Source organism: Actinacidiphila sp. bgisy160, assembly GCF_057707815.1.
Genome location: NZ_JBYIQW010000026.1, coordinates 44,586 through 59,870, shown reverse-complemented (window position 1 = coordinate 59,870; position 15,285 = coordinate 44,586). Strand labels below are relative to the sequence as shown.

The 15,285-nt window shown below is 73.4% G+C and carries 13 protein-coding genes, 1 pseudogene and 1 riboswitch; of the genes and pseudogenes, 6 read left to right on the top strand and 8 right to left on the bottom strand.

Annotated elements, in window-relative coordinates; translation table 11 throughout:
* Positions 1-13: 13 nt before the first annotated feature.
* The 5 genes from AC3EUJ_RS21105 to AC3EUJ_RS21085 all read right to left on the bottom strand — a co-directional run bounded on the left by AC3EUJ_RS21105 (position 14) and on the right by AC3EUJ_RS21085 (position 6,058).
* The gene (locus AC3EUJ_RS21105; protein ID WP_431963593.1) at positions 14-1,525 is read right to left on the bottom strand and encodes a cobyric acid synthase; all 1,512 of its coding nucleotides are present in this window, start codon (positions 1,523-1,525) and stop codon (positions 14-16) included.
* On the bottom strand, positions 1,522-2,514 hold the full coding sequence (locus AC3EUJ_RS21100) for a cobalamin biosynthesis protein (RefSeq protein ID WP_431963591.1): 993 nt from the start codon (positions 2,512-2,514) through the stop codon (positions 1,522-1,524). The genes AC3EUJ_RS21105 and AC3EUJ_RS21100 overlap by 4 nt, the downstream gene beginning before the upstream one ends.
* 54 nt (positions 2,515-2,568) lie before the next feature.
* Positions 2,569-2,695, bottom strand: a riboswitch (cobalamin riboswitch).
* 154 nt (positions 2,696-2,849) lie between these two features.
* Complete coding sequence (locus AC3EUJ_RS21095) at positions 2,850-3,086, bottom strand: hypothetical protein (protein ID WP_431963589.1); 237 nt, start codon at positions 3,084-3,086, stop codon at positions 2,850-2,852.
* Positions 3,087-3,123: 37 nt separating this feature from the next.
* Positions 3,124-4,350: an inorganic phosphate transporter gene (locus AC3EUJ_RS21090; RefSeq protein ID WP_431963587.1), complete on the bottom strand. Its 1,227-nt coding sequence runs from the start codon at positions 4,348-4,350 to the stop codon at positions 3,124-3,126.
* A 316-nt stretch (positions 4,351-4,666) separates the two neighbouring features.
* Positions 4,667-6,058 (bottom strand): NAD(P)/FAD-dependent oxidoreductase, encoded by a 1,392-nt coding sequence (locus AC3EUJ_RS21085; RefSeq protein WP_431963585.1) that lies wholly within the window; start codon positions 6,056-6,058, stop codon positions 4,667-4,669.
* Positions 6,059-6,175: 117 nt separating this feature from the next.
* On the opposite strand from AC3EUJ_RS21085, the pseudogene AC3EUJ_RS21080 reads away from it, so the two are divergent.
* The 3 genes and pseudogenes from AC3EUJ_RS21080 to AC3EUJ_RS21070 all read left to right on the top strand — a co-directional run.
* Positions 6,176-6,826 (top strand): annotated as a pseudogene (locus AC3EUJ_RS21080) (class II aldolase/adducin family protein); the annotation flags it as partial.
* 239 nt (positions 6,827-7,065) lie between these two features.
* The gene (locus tag AC3EUJ_RS21075) at positions 7,066-8,178 is read left to right on the top strand and encodes an alpha/beta hydrolase family protein (RefSeq protein ID WP_431963583.1); all 1,113 of its coding nucleotides are present in this window, start codon (positions 7,066-7,068) and stop codon (positions 8,176-8,178) included.
* A 125-nt stretch (positions 8,179-8,303) separates the two neighbouring features.
* The gene (locus AC3EUJ_RS21070) at positions 8,304-9,686 is read left to right on the top strand and encodes a hypothetical protein (protein WP_431963582.1); all 1,383 of its coding nucleotides are present in this window, start codon (positions 8,304-8,306) and stop codon (positions 9,684-9,686) included.
* Between the two features lie 15 nt (positions 9,687-9,701).
* On the opposite strand, the gene AC3EUJ_RS21065 is transcribed toward AC3EUJ_RS21070, so the two are convergent.
* Both AC3EUJ_RS21065 and ypfJ read right to left on the bottom strand, forming a co-directional pair.
* Entirely contained in the window at positions 9,702-10,112 is a 411-nt protein-coding gene (locus AC3EUJ_RS21065; RefSeq protein WP_431963580.1) for a VOC family protein, read from the bottom strand.
* Between the two features lie 103 nt (positions 10,113-10,215).
* Complete coding sequence (ypfJ, locus tag AC3EUJ_RS21060) at positions 10,216-11,118, bottom strand: KPN_02809 family neutral zinc metallopeptidase (RefSeq protein WP_431963578.1); 903 nt, start codon at positions 11,116-11,118, stop codon at positions 10,216-10,218.
* 227 nt (positions 11,119-11,345) lie between these two features.
* Between ypfJ and AC3EUJ_RS21055 the strand changes: the two genes are divergently transcribed.
* The 3 genes from AC3EUJ_RS21055 to AC3EUJ_RS21045 all read left to right on the top strand — a co-directional run bounded on the left by AC3EUJ_RS21055 (position 11,346) and on the right by AC3EUJ_RS21045 (position 14,452).
* Positions 11,346-12,944 (top strand): ABC-F family ATP-binding cassette domain-containing protein, encoded by a 1,599-nt coding sequence (locus tag AC3EUJ_RS21055; RefSeq protein ID WP_431963576.1) that lies wholly within the window; start codon positions 11,346-11,348, stop codon positions 12,942-12,944.
* A 376-nt stretch (positions 12,945-13,320) separates the two neighbouring features.
* Entirely contained in the window at positions 13,321-13,542 is a 222-nt protein-coding gene (locus AC3EUJ_RS21050) for a helix-turn-helix domain-containing protein (protein ID WP_018560612.1), read from the top strand.
* Between the two features lie 118 nt (positions 13,543-13,660).
* Complete coding sequence (locus tag AC3EUJ_RS21045; protein WP_431963574.1) at positions 13,661-14,452, top strand: enoyl-CoA hydratase/isomerase family protein; 792 nt, start codon at positions 13,661-13,663, stop codon at positions 14,450-14,452.
* Between the two features lie 32 nt (positions 14,453-14,484).
* Here AC3EUJ_RS21045 and AC3EUJ_RS21040 read toward each other — a convergent pair whose 3' ends face one another.
* Entirely contained in the window at positions 14,485-15,189 is a 705-nt protein-coding gene (locus AC3EUJ_RS21040) for a hypothetical protein (protein WP_431963572.1), read from the bottom strand.
* Between the last annotated feature and the right edge of the window lie 96 nt (positions 15,190-15,285).

The following is a 15,285-nucleotide window of genomic DNA, read 5'->3' as shown; positions in this document are numbered from 1 at the left end:
GTCGACGGGGTGCTCACGGCGCTCCCGGTGGAACGAAGGGCAGCCCCGCAGGGGGGCCCTGCTCGATCAGGCGGAGCAGGGCACCGGTGTCGGCGTGCTCCTCGATCAGATCGCCCAGCCGGTCCAGTTGCTCCTCGCGGAGCGCGCCGAAGGAGGTGCCGGGGGCGGGCACGAAGCGGCGTCCCGCGGCTCGCGCGACGCGGCGCAGGAAGGCGCGGCGGAAGCCGTCGCTCTCCAGCGAGCCGTGCCAGTGGGTGCCCCAGACCGCCCCGGTGCGGCAGCCGTCGAGGAAGGGCTCGTCGCCGCCGTGGACGTCGGCGACGCCGTGGTGGATCTCGTACCCCTCGACCGGTTCGCCATAAGCCTTTCCGGCAGGCCGGGCCAGGGTCTTCCCGACGGCGAAGCGGACCCGCACCGGCAGCAGCCCGAGTCCGCGGACCGTGCCCGCCCGCGACTCCACGTCGTCCTCGATCGTCTCGGCGAGCATCTGGAAGCCACCGCAGACGCCCAGCACCGGGCGGCCCTCGGCGGCCCTGCGGACGACCGCGTCGGCCAGGCCCCGCCGCCGCAGCCACTCCAGGGCCTTGACCGTGCCGCGGGTGCCGGGCAGCACGACGAGGTCGGCGTCGGCGAGTTCCTCCGGCCGGTCGACGAAGCGGACGACGACGCCGGGCTCAGCGGCGAGCGCGTCCACGTCGGTGAAGTTCGACATCAGCGGGACCGCCGCCACGGCCACCCGCAGGACGTCCTCCCCGTGCGGCGGCGCCGTGCCCGACTCCCGGATGGTGCCGCGCAGCGACATGCGCAGCCCGTCCTCCTCGTCGATGCCGAGGCCGTGCCGGAACGGCAGCACCCCGTAGAAGCGGCGCCCGGTCAGGCCGTGCAGCATCTCCAGTCCAGGCTCCAGCAGGGACACGTCGCCGCGGAACTTGTTGACCAGGTAGCCGCAGACCAGCTCCTGGTCCTCGGGGGCGAGCAGTGCCGTCGTGCCGAAGAACGAGGCGAAGACCCCGCCCCGGTCGATGTCGCCGACCACGACCACCGGGAGCCGGGCGGCCCGCGCCAGGCCCATGTTGACGATGTCGCCCCGCCGCAGGTTGATCTCGGCCGGGCTGCCGGCGCCCTCGCAGATCACCGCGTCGTACCGGCCGCGCAGCTGCTCCAGGCAGTCCGTGACGGTCCGCAGCAGCTCCGCGCGGCTCCCGTCGTGGTAGCCGCGCGCGCTCATCTCGCCCACCGGGCGCCCCAACAGTACGACCTGGCTCGTGCGGTCGCCGCCGGGCTTGAGCAGCACCGGGTTCATCAGGGCCGACGGCTCCACGCGCGCCGCCTGGGCCTGCATCGCCTGGGCGCGGCCGATCTCGGCGCCCTCGCGCGTCACGTACGAGTTCAGCGACATGTTCTGCGCCTTGAACGGCGCCACGGACACACCCTGCCGCGCCAGCCACCGGCAGATCCCCGCCGTGACGACGCTCTTGCCGGCGTCCGACGTCGTCCCGGCGACCAGCAGGCCCCCGCCCCTCATGCGTCCCTCCTCCGACTCCGGGCGACCGCGCCCCACGCCAGGCGTCCGCCCACCGCGACGGCCAGCGCCAGTGCGCCGACCCGCCGCGACAACCGCGCCGCCCGTTCGATGTCCCGTACCTCCACCGGCCGGTTCCCCGCCCCCAGCACGGGCCGGTGCTCCACCCGCCCGCCATAGGCAAGCGTCCCCCCGAGGCGTACGCCCAACGCCCCCGCGAACGTGGCCTCCACCGGCCCCGCGTTCGGGCTGGGATGCCGGGAGCCGTCCCCGCGCCAGGTACGCCACGCCCCTCGGGGGTCGGGGCCGGCCAGCACGGCGAGGATGGCGGTCAACCGGGCGCCGGGGTAGCCGGCCACGTCGTCCAGCCGGGCCGCCGCCCAGCCGAACCGCCGGTGCCGCGGCGACTTGTGACCGACCATCGCGTCGAGGGTGTTGACGGCCCGGAAGCCCACCAGCCCAGGCACGCCGCCCAGCGCGCCCCACACCAGTGCGCCCACGACGGCGTCCGAGGTGTTCTCCGCGACGGACTCCACGACCGCCCGTGCCAGCTGGTCCTCGTCCAGAGCCTGCGGGTCGCGGCCGCACAGATGGGGCAGCCGCTCGCGCGCCGCCCGGATGTCCCCGGCGGACAGGGCGGCGCCGATCGCGCGCGCCTCCCGTACCAGGGAGGTCCCGCCGAGCACGGCCCAGGTCGCCGCCGCCGTCAGGGCGACGGAGGCGGGGCCGGAAGGGCGTGCCACGCGCTGCAGCCCGGCCGCGGCCGCCATCGCGCCGCCCGCACACAGCGCCGTGTGGAGGGCGCCCCGGCCGCGGTGGTCGCGCCACAACGCGCGCTCCAGCCCGGCGGCGGCGCTGCCGAACAGCGCCACGGGGTGACCGCGGCGCGGGTCGGCGAGGGCGAGGTCGGCGAGCCAGCCGAGGGTGGTACCGGTGGCGAACGCGCACGCCGCGGCGGCGCCGGTGTCGGGTGAACGGCCGGGGCCGCGCATCACAGGAGTCCTCACTCAGGGTCCGCGCCCTGGTTCGACGTGACCGGCGACGAGAGTCTCCTGGCTCCCGGATCGGCGGCACCCCCGGCCTTCCAGCCCTGCGTTCGGGCCGTGGCCATGGGCGGGGGTCCGCTCCCCGGTGACAGTGGCGGGACCGCGCCGGATTCGCACCGGACTTCCTCTCCTGCCGCCGTTGGCGGTTCCGATACCACCACGCGCCGCTCCGGCCCGTCAACTCACCGCGACGGTCTGTGGAAAAGAGGAAACCCCAGCTCACGGCCGGAAAGCCGGGAGCTGAGGTCAACTTCACACCGCGGTGCGCGCGGAGGTGCGGGTCAGGCGACGATCAGGTAGATCCCGTACGCGACCGCCGCCGCGCACAGCGCGAAGCACAGGTAAGCGCCGGTGCGGGCCACGGCCGGGCCGCCGGCGGAGGTACCCGCCTCGCCGCCGTCCGCGGTGGCCTGCTTGGACAGGCCCACGATGCCGAGGGTGAACAGGCCGACGAGTCCGACGGTCACGGCGAGGCTGACGCCGAAGACGGAGCCGAGGGCAGCCCAGTCGATGTGCATGATGCTGGTTCCTTCCGGTGCCGGTGCGGCGCCGCCGTCAGGCGGAGGCCTGGGCGGGGTCGGCGTCGACGGTGGCGGCGGCCGTGAGACCGGGGGGCGGCGGGATCACCGCGGCGATGGCCGTGGTGATGACGCCCGGCTCCGCGGCGGTGCCGTGGGCCTCGGCCTCGTTGACGTTGGTGTGGTCGACGGGCTTGCGGCGCGAGGCGATCCAGATCGCGGTGCAGGCCGCGAGCGCCAGGACGGCGACCGCGGTGACGCCCAGGTCTCCCTGGTCGGCCAGGAGCGCGGCGGCCGCCGCGACCAGGCCGGCGGCCGGAAGGGTGAGCGCCCATGCGGCGGACATGCGACCCGCGGTGCTCCAGCGGACGACGCCGCCCTTGCGGCCGACACCGGCGCCCATGACGGAACCGGAGCAGACCTGTGTGGTGGACAGCGAGAAGCCGAGGTGCGAGGAGGCCAGGATGACGGTGGCGGCGCCGGTCTGGGCGGCGAAGCCCTGCGGCGGCTGGATGTCGGTGATGCCCTTGCCCATGGTGCGGATGATCCGCCAGCCGCCGATGAAGGTGCCGAGGGCGATGGCCATGCCCGCCGACACGATGACCCACAGCGGCGGGTCGGAGTCGGGGGCGACGACATTGCCCGCGATCAGGGCGAGGGTGATGACACCCATGGTCTTCTGTGCGTCGTTGGTGCCGTGCGCGAGGGAGACCAGACCGGCCGAGGCGATCTGTCCGGCCCGGTAGCCCTTGGCGGTGGCGGCGGGGTCGGCGTTGCGGCCGATGCGGTACGTCAGCCGGGTCGCCAGCATGGCGGCGATGCCGGCGACCACCGGGGCGCAGACGGCCGGGATCAGGACCTTCATGACGACCGCGTCACCGTTGATCGAGCCCCAGCCCGACGAGGCGACGGAGGCGCCGATGAGGCCGCCGAACAGGGCGTGGGAGGAACTGGAGGGAAGGCCCGCCAGCCAGGTCAGCAGGTTCCAGACGATCGCGCCGACGAGCCCCGCGAAGATCACCTCGGGCCTGATGCCCGCGGTCTCGTCGAGGATGCCGCCGGAGATCGTCTTCGCCACCTCCACGGAGAGGAAGGCGCCGACGAGATTGAGCACGGCGGACATGGCCACCGCCGTCTTGGGCTTGAGCGCGCCAGTGGAGATGGTGGTCGCCATCGCATTGGCGGTGTCGTGGAAACCGTTCGTGAAGTCGAACACGAGTGCGGTAATGATCACGATTCCGATCAGGAGCGTGATGTGTTCCATTGACCCAGGCATTCGTTCGATCGGACAGTGGCGGTGGCGACCGTACGGAGTCCGGATGAACGGAAGGTGAACGAGGGGAGGCGCGGCGGTGCCAGTGCGCGCGGGGGGTGCGGGGCGGGCTGCACTTCGCCCGGTATTCAACGCTTCTGTGCCTTTTACCGCGCCTTTCTGGTGCGGCGGAAGAGATCCTGGTCACGGGGGTCGGACGCGGTGGATCCCACGCTGGTGCGTCTCGCGCCCGAAGGGCGCGAGACGGCGGGACAGCCGAACACCCGGCGCGGCACCCACCGGCGCTCCACGTACCGGCCGCATCCCCTCAGCGGCGGCCCGAGATGCGGTCCGCGATGCGGGCGACGCGGTCGGTCTCCGTGCTGCGGCCGGTCTGCTCGCGGCGGTCGGCGGCGCGGTAGGCCGCGTACAGCCCGTGCACCCCGATCCACCGGAACGGCTCCGGCTCCCAGCGCCGCACGCGGTGGTGCACCCACGGCAGGGCCGTCAGCTCCGTGCCGTGCGCCTGGCCGGAGTCCAGCTGGACGAGGTCCCGCAGCGTCCGCGCCGCCAGGTTCGCCGTCGCGACACCGCTGCCGACGTAGCCGCCCGCCCAGCCGAGGCCGGTGGAGCGGTCCAGCTCCACCGTCGCGCACCAGTCGCGCGGTACGCCGAGCACCCCGGACCAGGCGTGGTCGACCGCCACCCGCCCCGTCGCCGGGAAGAAGCGCACCAGGAGCTCGCGCAGCGCCTCGATGGTCGCCGCCTGCGTGCGGCCGTCGTCGTCCGTGCGCGAGCCGAAGCGGTACGGCACCCCGCGGCCGCCGATGGCGACCCGGTCGTCGGCGGTGCGCTGCGCGTACATGTACGCGTGTGCCATGTCGCCGAGCGCCTCGCGGCCCTCCCAGCCGATGGTGTCCCAGACCTCCTTCGGCAGCGGCTCCGTCACGATCATCGAGGAGTTCATCGGCAGCCACGACCGCTTCTGGCCCTTGAGCGAGGCGGTGAACCCCTCCGTGCAGCGCAGGACGTAGGGGGCGCGCACGCTGCCGAACGGCGTGAGCGCGTGCTTGGGCCGGATCTCGGTCACCGGGGTCGACTCGTGGACGACGACGCCGAGCGCCTCCACCGCCCGGGCCAGCCCCTGCACCAGCTTCACCGGGTGGACGCGTGCACCGTGCGGCGTCCAGGTACCGCCGGCCGTCCCGGCGACCCTGATCCGCGCGGCGGACTCGGCCGCGCCCAGCAGCAGGCGGTCCTTCTCGCCGAAGGCGACCTCGGTCTCGTGGAACGCCCTGAGCCGGGCCAGCTGCGCGGGGGAGTGCGCGACCTCGAGCACGCCGCCCTTGTGGATGTCCGCGTCGATGCCCTCTTCGGCGGCGACCCGGATCACCTCGTCCACCGTCCCGTTCATCGCGCGTTGCAGGGCCACGGCGGCGTCACGGCCGTGCAGCGCGGCGTAGCGGTCGCGGCCGGCGATGCCGTTGTACAGCCAGCCGCCGTTGCGGCCGGAGGCGCCGTAGCCGCAGAAGCGCTGCTCCAGGACGACGATCCGCAGGAAGGGCACGGCCTTCTTGAGGTAGTAGGCGGTCCACAGTCCCGTGTAGCCGCCCCCGACGATGCACACGTCGGCGGTGGTGTCCCCGGGCAGCGGCTCACGCGGCGCGGGCAGCCCCGACTTCGCGTACCAGAAGGAGATGCCGCCGTTGACGGTGGTCATGGTGCCCCTGCAATTCGTATGCGCGATCGGTCCGGAAGGTGTGCCGGGACGTTACTGTGCCCCGGGAGCGGGCGGCAACGGTCAACCTGTCAGGATCAGCGCTCGGAGGTGGCACGGATGTCGGTGCGGAACGCGGTGGCGCGGGCCTGGTCGGAGCTGGTGGACACGGCCCGCCGTTCGGTCGACGACGGCCTCGTGGTCGGTACGTCCGGCAATGTGTCGGTGCGTGTGGGTGACGACCTCGTGCTCGTCACCCCCAGCGGAGTGCCCTACCACCGCCTCGGCCCGGACGACACGGTCGGGGTCGGCCTGGACGGCAAGCAGGTGCTCGGCAAGCTGCGCCCGACGAGCGAGCTGGCGATGCACCTGGCGATCTACCGGCACACCGACGCGGGCGCCGTCGTCCACACCCACGCCGTGCACGCCACCGCCGTCTCCACGCTCCTCTACGAACTCCCCGCCATCCACTACATGGCCGCGGCCCTGGGCGGCCGGATACGCGTCGCGGACTACGCCACGTACGGCAGCGAGGAACTGGCGGCCAACGTCCTGCGCGCGCTCCGCGACCGCACGGGCTGCCTGCTGCGCAACCACGGCACCATCGTCTACGGCGACGACCTCGAGCAGGCCTACGACCGCACCGCCCAGCTGGAATGGATGTGCCAGGTCTGGCTCGCGGCCCGCTCGGTGGCCGGTTTCTCGCCCTCGCTGCTGTCCAAGCGCGAACTCGCCCGCGTCGCCGAGAGGCTGCGCCAGTACGGCCAGCCCGGTGACGATGCGGAGGAGGAGCACGAGGTGAACGAGGTGCTTGGGGGGCAGGAGGGCCACGAGGGCCACGAGCCCGCCGACACCTACGACGCCGACGGGGAGGACGACGCCCACGGGGAGCACGGGGCCGTCCGCGCCGGCGTCCCCCGGCCCCGCGAGTCCCACGAGGACGAGCGCGACTGAGCCCGGACGGCTCCGCCCACTGGCCACCGCGGGTGTGCGCGCGGAGACTGGAGGCGATGCGCCTCACCACCGCGGCGGCCCTCGCCGCCACGACAGCGTTCGGTGCCGGGGCGGCCGCGGTGGCGGCCGGGCGGCATGTGTCCGAGCTTGCCCTGAGGCCGACCGCGGACGGCATCGACCCGGACCCGCTCACCGTCCACGCCGTGACCGGGCAGGACATCACCCTCAGCCGGACCCTGGGCACCGCCCGGCGCGGTGTGCACGGCCTGATGTCCGCCAGGGTGCACGTCACCGTCGGCGAGGTGCTCTCGACGGCCCCGGACTCCGTGACCCGCCGACTGGTGCGGATCAACCGCGGCGGCGTCGCGCCGGGCGACCAGGTGCGGCTCACCCCGCAGGTGCACGTCGGCACCCCGGGATCGGCCCTCGGCCTGGAGTACCGGGACGCCGAGATCCCCGCCGAACTCGGACTGCTGCCCGCCTGGTTCGTGCCCGGTGCCCGTGACACCTGGATCGTCCTCGCGCACGGCCTCGGCACCTCCCGCGAGCTCGGCATGAACGTCATGGCGTTCCTGGCCGACCTGCGGCTGCCCCTCCTGGCGTTCTCCTACCGCAACGACGCCGGCGCGCCCCCCTCGTGGGACGGCATCGGCCACCTCGGCGACTCCGAATGGCGCGACCTCGACGCGGCGATGCGCTACGCGGTACGGCACGGCGCGCGCCGGCTGGTGCTGCACGGCTGGTCCACCGGCGGCACGATGGCGCTGCGGGCCGCCTGCCACTCCCCGTTGCGCTCCCTGGTGTCCGGGATGGTCCTGGACTCGCCGGTGCTCGACTGGCAGAGCACGGTCCGTGCCGCCGCTGCCTCCCGGGGCGCCCCCCGCGCTCTGCTGCCCCTCGGCGTGCGCGCCACCGAGGGCCGCACCGGCCTGCACGCGGAGCGGATCGCGGAGGCGGCCCACCCGGAACGACTGGACGTCCCCACGCTCGTCTTCCACGGGCCCGGCGACACGCTCTCCCCGTGGGGGCCGTCCCGCCAACTCGCCCGTCAGCGGCCGGATCTCGTCACGCTGCACGCCGTCAGCGGCGCCTCGCACGCGGCGATGTGGAACGCCAACCCCTCAACATACGAGGAGGCCCTCCGGCGCTTCCTCACCCCCCTCCTCTGACGCCCTCCCTACGTGGTCTTTATGTCCTAATAAAGGTCTATCTCTCCCGGCAATTCGGGCGGCGTCAATCCCGGTACGGGGACGCTCGTTTGGGTTTCCGGGTGCTCACCCGCAAGACTGCTCCCGTGACGTCCCGTATCCCGCGAGACACTCCGCTGCGTCTTGTCCCGCGCAGGCCACTCGCCACCGCGCGCCGTGCCGCCACGGTGCGGCGAAGCCGCCCGCCGCGGCCGCCGGAGGGAATCCCGGCGCTGCCCGAGCTCGCCCGCAGGGCGCGCACCGAACTCTCGGACGCCGTGCGGCTGGCCCGCTGGGCCGACGTGGAGACCGGCGCCGCCGCCCCCGGGACCGCCGGGATACTGCGGGACTCCGACGTGCTGCGGGCCGCCGCCGCCCTGGCCCTGACGGAGCGGCAGGTACGCGCCGCCTGGGACCGGGCCCGGCTGACCGGCCTGATCGAGCTGCACAAAGGAGGTGCCGCCCGACCCGGCTGGCGCCTGCGCGCCTGGGACCGCGACGACACCGCCGTGCTGCGCGGCTGGGTCGCGCTCTTCGACGCCTGGTCGCTGGCGCACCCGGCGGCGCTCGAGCCGGAGTGCGCCGACGCCGACCCCTCGCTCGTCGCCGAGGTCGTCGAGGCCGCACCGCAACTGCTCTCCCTGCTCCACCTCTCCTCCGGTCCGGTCGCCGTGGCCGTGCTGCTGGACCTGTTGCGGCAGCGTGTGGCCGAGCTACGCGCGGAGCGCCACGAGCCCCCGGCCGGCGGCGGCCGCGACGAACTGCCCGCACTGCTGGACTGGACGCTGGACGCGCTCGCCCGCGTCGGCGCCCTCAAGCCCCGTGATCCGGCCCGCCCCGGCGAGGTCACCATCACCGCGCTCGGCAGCTGGGCGGTGTGGGTGAAGCTGGAACAGATCTGCGTGGCCGCGCAGGGCCCCGCCGGGCACTTCGAGCACTCCGCCGAGGAGATGCTCAAGGCCTGCATCGGAATGGCGCCCGGCGCCGCCCGCGACGAGTACAAGGCCTGGCTGGCGGCCCGCCCGGTGGCCCAGGCGGTGGGCGAGTTCCTGGAGGTGGCGCGCGGCGACGACGCCCTGCTGCGCGCCCTGGCCTTCGAGGCGCTGCGCGTCGTCGGCGGCCCGGCGGAGCCCGCCGTGCGCGACGTGGTGGACGAGGCCGGGCTGCGGCCCTACGCGCTGCTCTGGCTCGCCGAGCACGAGGGCGCGGACCCGGAGGACGTCGCTGCGCTGCTCACCCGCGAGGAGTCCACCTGGCTGTGGGTGGACACCGCCGCGGCCGTCGCCGACCACGGCGAGAGCCACCTGCTGGTGAGTCATCTCGAGACGGCCGTCCAGGGCTCGGTCACCCGCCTCCTGGAGGAGCTGCGCCACGCGGGCCACCCCCGCACCGTCCAGGTGCTCGTCGCCCTGGCCGCCGCGCACCCCGACCCGGCCCTGTCCAAGATGATCCGCCGGGCCGCCTTCCAGGTGCACACCGGCGGAGAGTGACGACAGGTCCCGTCCCTACTCCGGTATCCGCGGCACATAGGTGCCGAAGGACCAGAGGTTGCCCTCCGGGTCGCGGGCCGTGTAGTCCCGCGACCCGTAGTCCTGGTCGCTGAGCGGCAGCACGACCTCGGCCCCGGCGGCGACGGCGCGCTCGTGGTGGGCGTCGGTGTCCTCCACGGCCACGTACGCCGACGCGGCGCCCAGGTCCGCGGCGATCCGGCTGAACGCGGTGCCCGAGCGCTCGCTGCCGAGCATCACCACTCCGTTGCCGTAGGCCAGTTCCGCGTGCGCCACGATGCCGTCCTCGTCCTCGTACACCGCGACCTCGGTGAACCCGAAGGCCTCCTTGAGGAAGACGATGGCAGCCTTCGCGTCCTTGTAGCGCAGCGTCGGGCAGACGGTGGGCGCGGTTGCCTTCCCGGCCATGACGATCACTCTCCCCTTCCGGGACCGGACGTCCTGTCTCGACGTGGATCTCAGTCTGGCAGGGGGGTCTGACAATGACCCCGGGAACGGACATTCCGGCCGGTCAACGCCGGAAGGTGTCGCAGTCGCCGGGGGCGCCGGAGTCCAGTCCGGTGGTGAACCACTGCTGACGCTGCGCGGACGAGCCGTGCGTCCAGGACTCCGGGGTCACCCGGCCCTGCACCCGTGACTGGATCGCGTCGTCGCCGACCGCCGCGGCCGCGTCCAGCCCCCGGCGGATGTCCTCCTCGTCGAGCGCGCTGATCATCGGGCTGCCCGTGTCCTCGTCCATGGTCCGGGTGGCGTTGCGCGCCCACACGCCCGCGTAGCAGTCGGCCTGCAGTTCCACGCGCACCGAGTTGCTGCCCGGGCCGGTGAGCCGGTCCTGCGCCTTGCCCAGCGTCCCCACCAGGCCCTGCACATGGTGCCCGTACTCGTGGGCGACGACGTAGCTCTCGGCGAACGGCCCGCCCTGCGCCCCGAAACGGCTGGTCAGGGTCGAGAAGAAGTCCAGGTCGAGGTAGACCTTGCGGTCCACGGGGCAGTAGAAGGGCCCCGACGACGGGTCGGCGACCCCGCACCCGGTGCTGATGGGCCGGTCGAAGAAGACGGTCGGTGCGGGCTCATAGGTCATGCCGCGCTTGCGGAACTCCGACGCCCAGTACGCCTGCACGTTGTTGATCACCCCGACCATGCGGCACTCCTGGCGGGCGTTGGCGTCGGCGCCGGTGCGGCAGCCGGCGGCGAGGTCGGAGCCCGAGTTCGTGCCCGGGGCCCGGCCCGGCGGATCGGAGGAGAGCCCCAGCTGGTCGGGACTGATGCCGAAGATCAGTCCGATCACCACGACGATCAGCCCCGCGAGACCACCCCCCACCAGCTTGCCCCGCGGTCTGCCGCCGGGAGGTCCGCCGCCTCGCCGGTCCTCCACCTGGGACGTGTCGAGCGATGCGTCGTCGTCGAACTGCATACCTCCGATTATCTGCCGCTCTATCCCCCGAGGCCCGTCGCGGCCGCCGGGACGGGGACCGCCCCGCCCTGCCCCGGCCCCGGCCGAAAACCGCTTGCCGGGTACCCGTGCCGCCCCCGGTAGACTGGAGTCATGGCAGTGATCCTCACGCATTAGACGGCGTCCGACCGCGACCACCGCGACCACATCGTCCGACTGCCGTCCGATACGCCCTGGAGCTTCTTCCCGTGATTACTGCCACCGGCATCGAGCTGCGCGCCGGAGCTCGCGTCCTCATCGAGTCCGCCTCCTTCCGCATCGCCCGCGGCGACCGCGTCGGCCTGGTCGGCCGCAACGGCGCCGGCAAGACGACCCTCACCAAGGTGCTCGCGGGCGAGGGCCTGCCCGCCGGCGGCAGCGTGACGCGTTCCGGTGAGGTCGGTTATCTGCCCCAGGACCCGCGCACCGGCGACCTCGACGTGCTGGCCCGTGACCGCATCCTGTCCGCCCGCGGCCTGGACACCGTGCTCCGCAAGATGCGCGAGAACGAGGAGCGGATGGCCAACGGCAAGGGTGCCACTCGCGACAACGCGATGAAGAAGTACGCGCGCCTGGAGACCGAGTTCCTCACCAAGGGCGGTTACGCCGCCGAGGCCGAGGCCGCCACCATCGCTGCCGCCCTGGGTCTGCCCGACCGGGTCCTCGCCCAGCCGCTGCACACGCTCTCCGGCGGTCAGCGCCGCCGTGTCGAGCTGGCCCGCATCCTGTTCTCCGACGCCGACACCCTGCTGCTCGACGAGCCGACCAACCACCTCGACGCCGACTCCATCCTGTGGCTGCGGGACTTCCTCAAGACCTACCGCGGCGGCTTCATCGTCATCTCCCACGACATCAACCTGGTGGAGACGGTCGTCAACAAGGTCTTCTACCTGGACGCCAACCGTTCCCAGATCGACGTCTACAACATGGGCTGGAAGCAGTACCTCACCCAGCGGGAGGCCGACGAGAAGCGCCGCAAGCGCGAGCGCGCCAACGCCGAGAAGAAGGCCGCGACCCTCAACGCCCAGGCCGACAAGATGCGCGCCAAGGCCACCAAGACCGTCGCCGCCCAGAACATGGCGCGCCGCGCGGACAAGCTGCTGTCGGGGCTGGAGGCGGTGCGGCAGTCCGACAAGGTCGCCAAGCTGCGCTTCCCGGATCCCGCGCCCTGCGGCAAGACCCCGCTGACGGCCGAGGGGCTGTCCAAGTCGTACGGCTCGCTGGAGATCTTCACCGACGTCGACCTGGCCATCGACAAGGGCTCCCGGGTCGTCATCCTCGGCCTCAACGGTGCCGGCAAGACGACGCTTCTGCGGCTGCTGGCGGGCGTCGAGCAGCCCGACACCGGCGAGGTCGTCCCCGGCCACGGCCTGAAGCTGGGCTACTACGCCCAGGAGCACGAGACCCTCGACCCCGACCGGACCGTGCTGGAGAACATGCGCTCGGCGGCGCCCGACATGGACCTGGTCGCCGTCCGCAAGATCCTGGGCTCGTTCCTCTTCTCCGGCGACGATGTCGACAAGCCCGCCGGCGTGCTGTCCGGCGGTGAGAAGACCCGGCTCGCGCTCGCCACCCTCGTCGTCTCCAGCGCCAACGTGCTGCTGCTCGACGAGCCCACCAACAACCTCGACCCGGCCAGTCGCGAGGAGATCCTCGGCGCGCTGCGCACGTTCACGGGCGCGGTGGTCCTCGTCACCCACGACGAGGGCGCGGTGGAGGCGCTGCAGCCCGAGCGGATCATCCTCCTGCCCGACGGCGTCGAGGACCTGTGGGGCCAGGACTACGCCGACCTCGTCGCGCTCGCCTGATCTTCCGGGGCCCGCCGCCGATCATCCGTGTGGATCACTCCACCGGATCATTCGGCCGACGGGCGGTCCTTCATCTGTGTGAGACGGACTCGTACTCCGGCGCGGGAACGTGCGAAATACCGGACGTAGGGATGTATCAGCCACGTCACACGGGGAAACTCCTTACCGGCTCGGGTGACCTGCCTTTTCTCCGCCGCGCTCCGGGAGGGGTCCGGGAACGCCCGGCGGAATGCCGGATTCCACTTGTTCGGCACGAGGTGTCCGTGTCAACTGCGCGCCAAATGTTGTCGCACGGACCTTGCCGAATGGGTGGCCAGGAAGTCTCCTAGGGGTGATCATGAGAGTCACAGAGCGCACTTCCCTAGAGGAGGCACGGGTGGCCGAGACTCTGAAGAAGGGCAGCCGGGTGACCGGCGCCGCGCGCGAGAAGCTCGCGGCAGACCTCAAGAAGAAGTACGACGGTGGAGCAAGCATCCGGGCGCTGGCCGAGGAGACCGGCCGCTCGTACGGCTTCGTCCACCGGATGCTCAGTGAGTCCGGCGTGACCCTGCGCGGTCGCGGCGGAGCGACACGAGGCAAGAAGGTTTCCACGGCCTGACACAGCCGGGCGCCTCGCGTGGCGGCTCGGAGTCGTGGTGGACCACCCGGTCGCGGAAACGGCCGACCGGGTGGTTACTCTTCGGTAATCCAGACTGCGGATCGCCAGGAGGTGCCCGATGTCCGACCCCACCGTGCTGCTGGAACGTGATGGCGTACGGCTCGCGACGGAGGATTCCGTCGCCACCGTGACGCTGTGCAACGCGGCCAAGCGCAACGCCCAGTCGCCCGCCATGTGGCGGGCGCTGGTCGAGGCCGGCCGCCTGCTGCCGGGCAGCGTACGGGTCGTCGTGCTCCGCGCGGAGGGTGTGTCCTTCTCCGCCGGGCTGGACCGGCAGGCCTTCACGCCCGAGGGATTCGACGGCGAGCCGTCTTTCGTCGACCTCGCGCGCGCTCCCGAGGGTGAACTCGACGCCACGATCGCCGAGTACCAGTCGGCGTTCACCTGGTGGCGGCGGAACGACGTCGTCACCGTCGCCGCCGTACAGGGGCACGCCATCGGGGCGGGCTTCCAGCTGGCCCTCGCCTGCGACCTGCGCGTCGTCGCCGACGACGTGCAGTTCGCCATGCGCGAGACCAGCCTGGGCCTGGTCCCCGACCTCGCCGGCACCAAGCCGCTGACCGAACTGGTCGGCTACGCCCGGGCGCTGGAGATCTGCGCCACGGGCCGCTTCGTCGGCGCCGAGGAGGCCTGTGCCACCGGCCTCGCCAACGTCGCCGTCCCGGCGGCCGAGCTGGACGGCACCGTCAAGGACCTGGTGGGCGCCCTGCTGGCCGCGCCGCGCGACGCGGTCATCGAGACCAAGGCCCTCCTCCGCGAGGCCTCCGGGCGAACGTACGACGAGCAGCGCGTGGCCGAGCGCGCCGCGCAGGGCCGCCGGTTGCGGGACCTGGCGGGCGTGGGGGAGTAGCGGCCCTCCGCCGGGGGCCGCGGTCCGGGGCCTCAGCCCCCGGCGATGTCGGTGACCACGACGGTCGTGGCGTCCTGCGTCACGGCCGTCACCGCCGCGGCCACTGCCCGTCCGACGTCCAGGGCGCGATGGCCCGTGCCCACCGCGATCTGCACCTGGGAGGGATGGCGCTGCCCGCCCAGCCGCGAGGTCAGCCCGGCGACCCCGGGCACCGCCGCGGCGGCGCGGCCCGCGGTGGTGGTCCTCCGCCCCTCCTCCGGCGGGTCGGCGTCCTCCTCGGGGCATGCCGGCCGGGGGCCGCCCTCCTCCAGCAGTCCGGTGACCGTCAGGTCGATCGCCTCCGGCTCCAGCCCGACACTCTCGACGGCCGCTTCCCACAGTGCGTCGCGCAGCCGTCCGGCCGACTCGGGCAGCGGATGGTCCGCAGTGGCCTCGAAGCCGGCCTCCACCCGCAGCGGCCGTCTCGGCAGCGCCCCGGCCGGCGCCGACCCCGGCGCCGACCCCGGCGGCGCCCCGGCCGCGCCGGCGGACTCGCCCTCCGCTCCGTCCGGCCCCTTCGCCGCGCCGATGCGCAGCGCGCCCAGGCGGATCCCCGGCACCGCTTCGGCGGCCGCGCGCAGCACCCCGGCCGCCGCCCGTTCGGTGACCCACACCGTGTCCCCGGGGCCGCCGAGCGGGAGCACCCGGCCGAGCCCGAGTTGCCGGCGCACCGAACGAGCCAGCCGGTCCGCGGTCATCGGCCGTCACCTCCTCCGCTGCGCGTCCGCGCGGGCCGCCGTCCTGGCCCTGATCGCTGCATCCTCACAGCGCGACGGGGCATGCCCACATAGTGT

What these genes read in the sequence shown, in the direction of transcription:
- AC3EUJ_RS21105 (WP_431963593.1), bottom strand. Translation starts at nt 1,525, where the DNA reads ATGAGGGGCGGGGGCCTGCTGGTCGCCGGGACGACGTCGGACGCCGGC.
- AC3EUJ_RS21100 (WP_431963591.1), bottom strand. Translation starts at nt 2,514, where the DNA reads ATGCGCGGCCCCGGCCGTTCACCCGACACCGGCGCCGCCGCGGCGTGC.
- AC3EUJ_RS21095 (WP_431963589.1), bottom strand. Translation starts at nt 3,086, where the DNA reads ATGCACATCGACTGGGCTGCCCTCGGCTCCGTCTTCGGCGTCAGCCTC.
- AC3EUJ_RS21090 (WP_431963587.1), bottom strand. Translation starts at nt 4,350, where the DNA reads ATGGAACACATCACGCTCCTGATCGGAATCGTGATCATTACCGCACTC.
- AC3EUJ_RS21085 (WP_431963585.1), bottom strand. Translation starts at nt 6,058, where the DNA reads ATGACCACCGTCAACGGCGGCATCTCCTTCTGGTACGCGAAGTCGGGG.
- AC3EUJ_RS21075 (WP_431963583.1), top strand. Translation starts at nt 7,066, where the DNA reads ATGCGCCTCACCACCGCGGCGGCCCTCGCCGCCACGACAGCGTTCGGT.
- AC3EUJ_RS21065 (WP_431963580.1), bottom strand. Translation starts at nt 10,112, where the DNA reads ATGGCCGGGAAGGCAACCGCGCCCACCGTCTGCCCGACGCTGCGCTAC.
- ypfJ (WP_431963578.1), bottom strand. Translation starts at nt 11,118, where the DNA reads ATGCAGTTCGACGACGACGCATCGCTCGACACGTCCCAGGTGGAGGAC.
- AC3EUJ_RS21045 (WP_431963574.1), top strand. Translation starts at nt 13,661, where the DNA reads ATGTCCGACCCCACCGTGCTGCTGGAACGTGATGGCGTACGGCTCGCG.
- AC3EUJ_RS21040 (WP_431963572.1), bottom strand. Translation starts at nt 15,189, where the DNA reads ATGACCGCGGACCGGCTGGCTCGTTCGGTGCGCCGGCAACTCGGGCTC.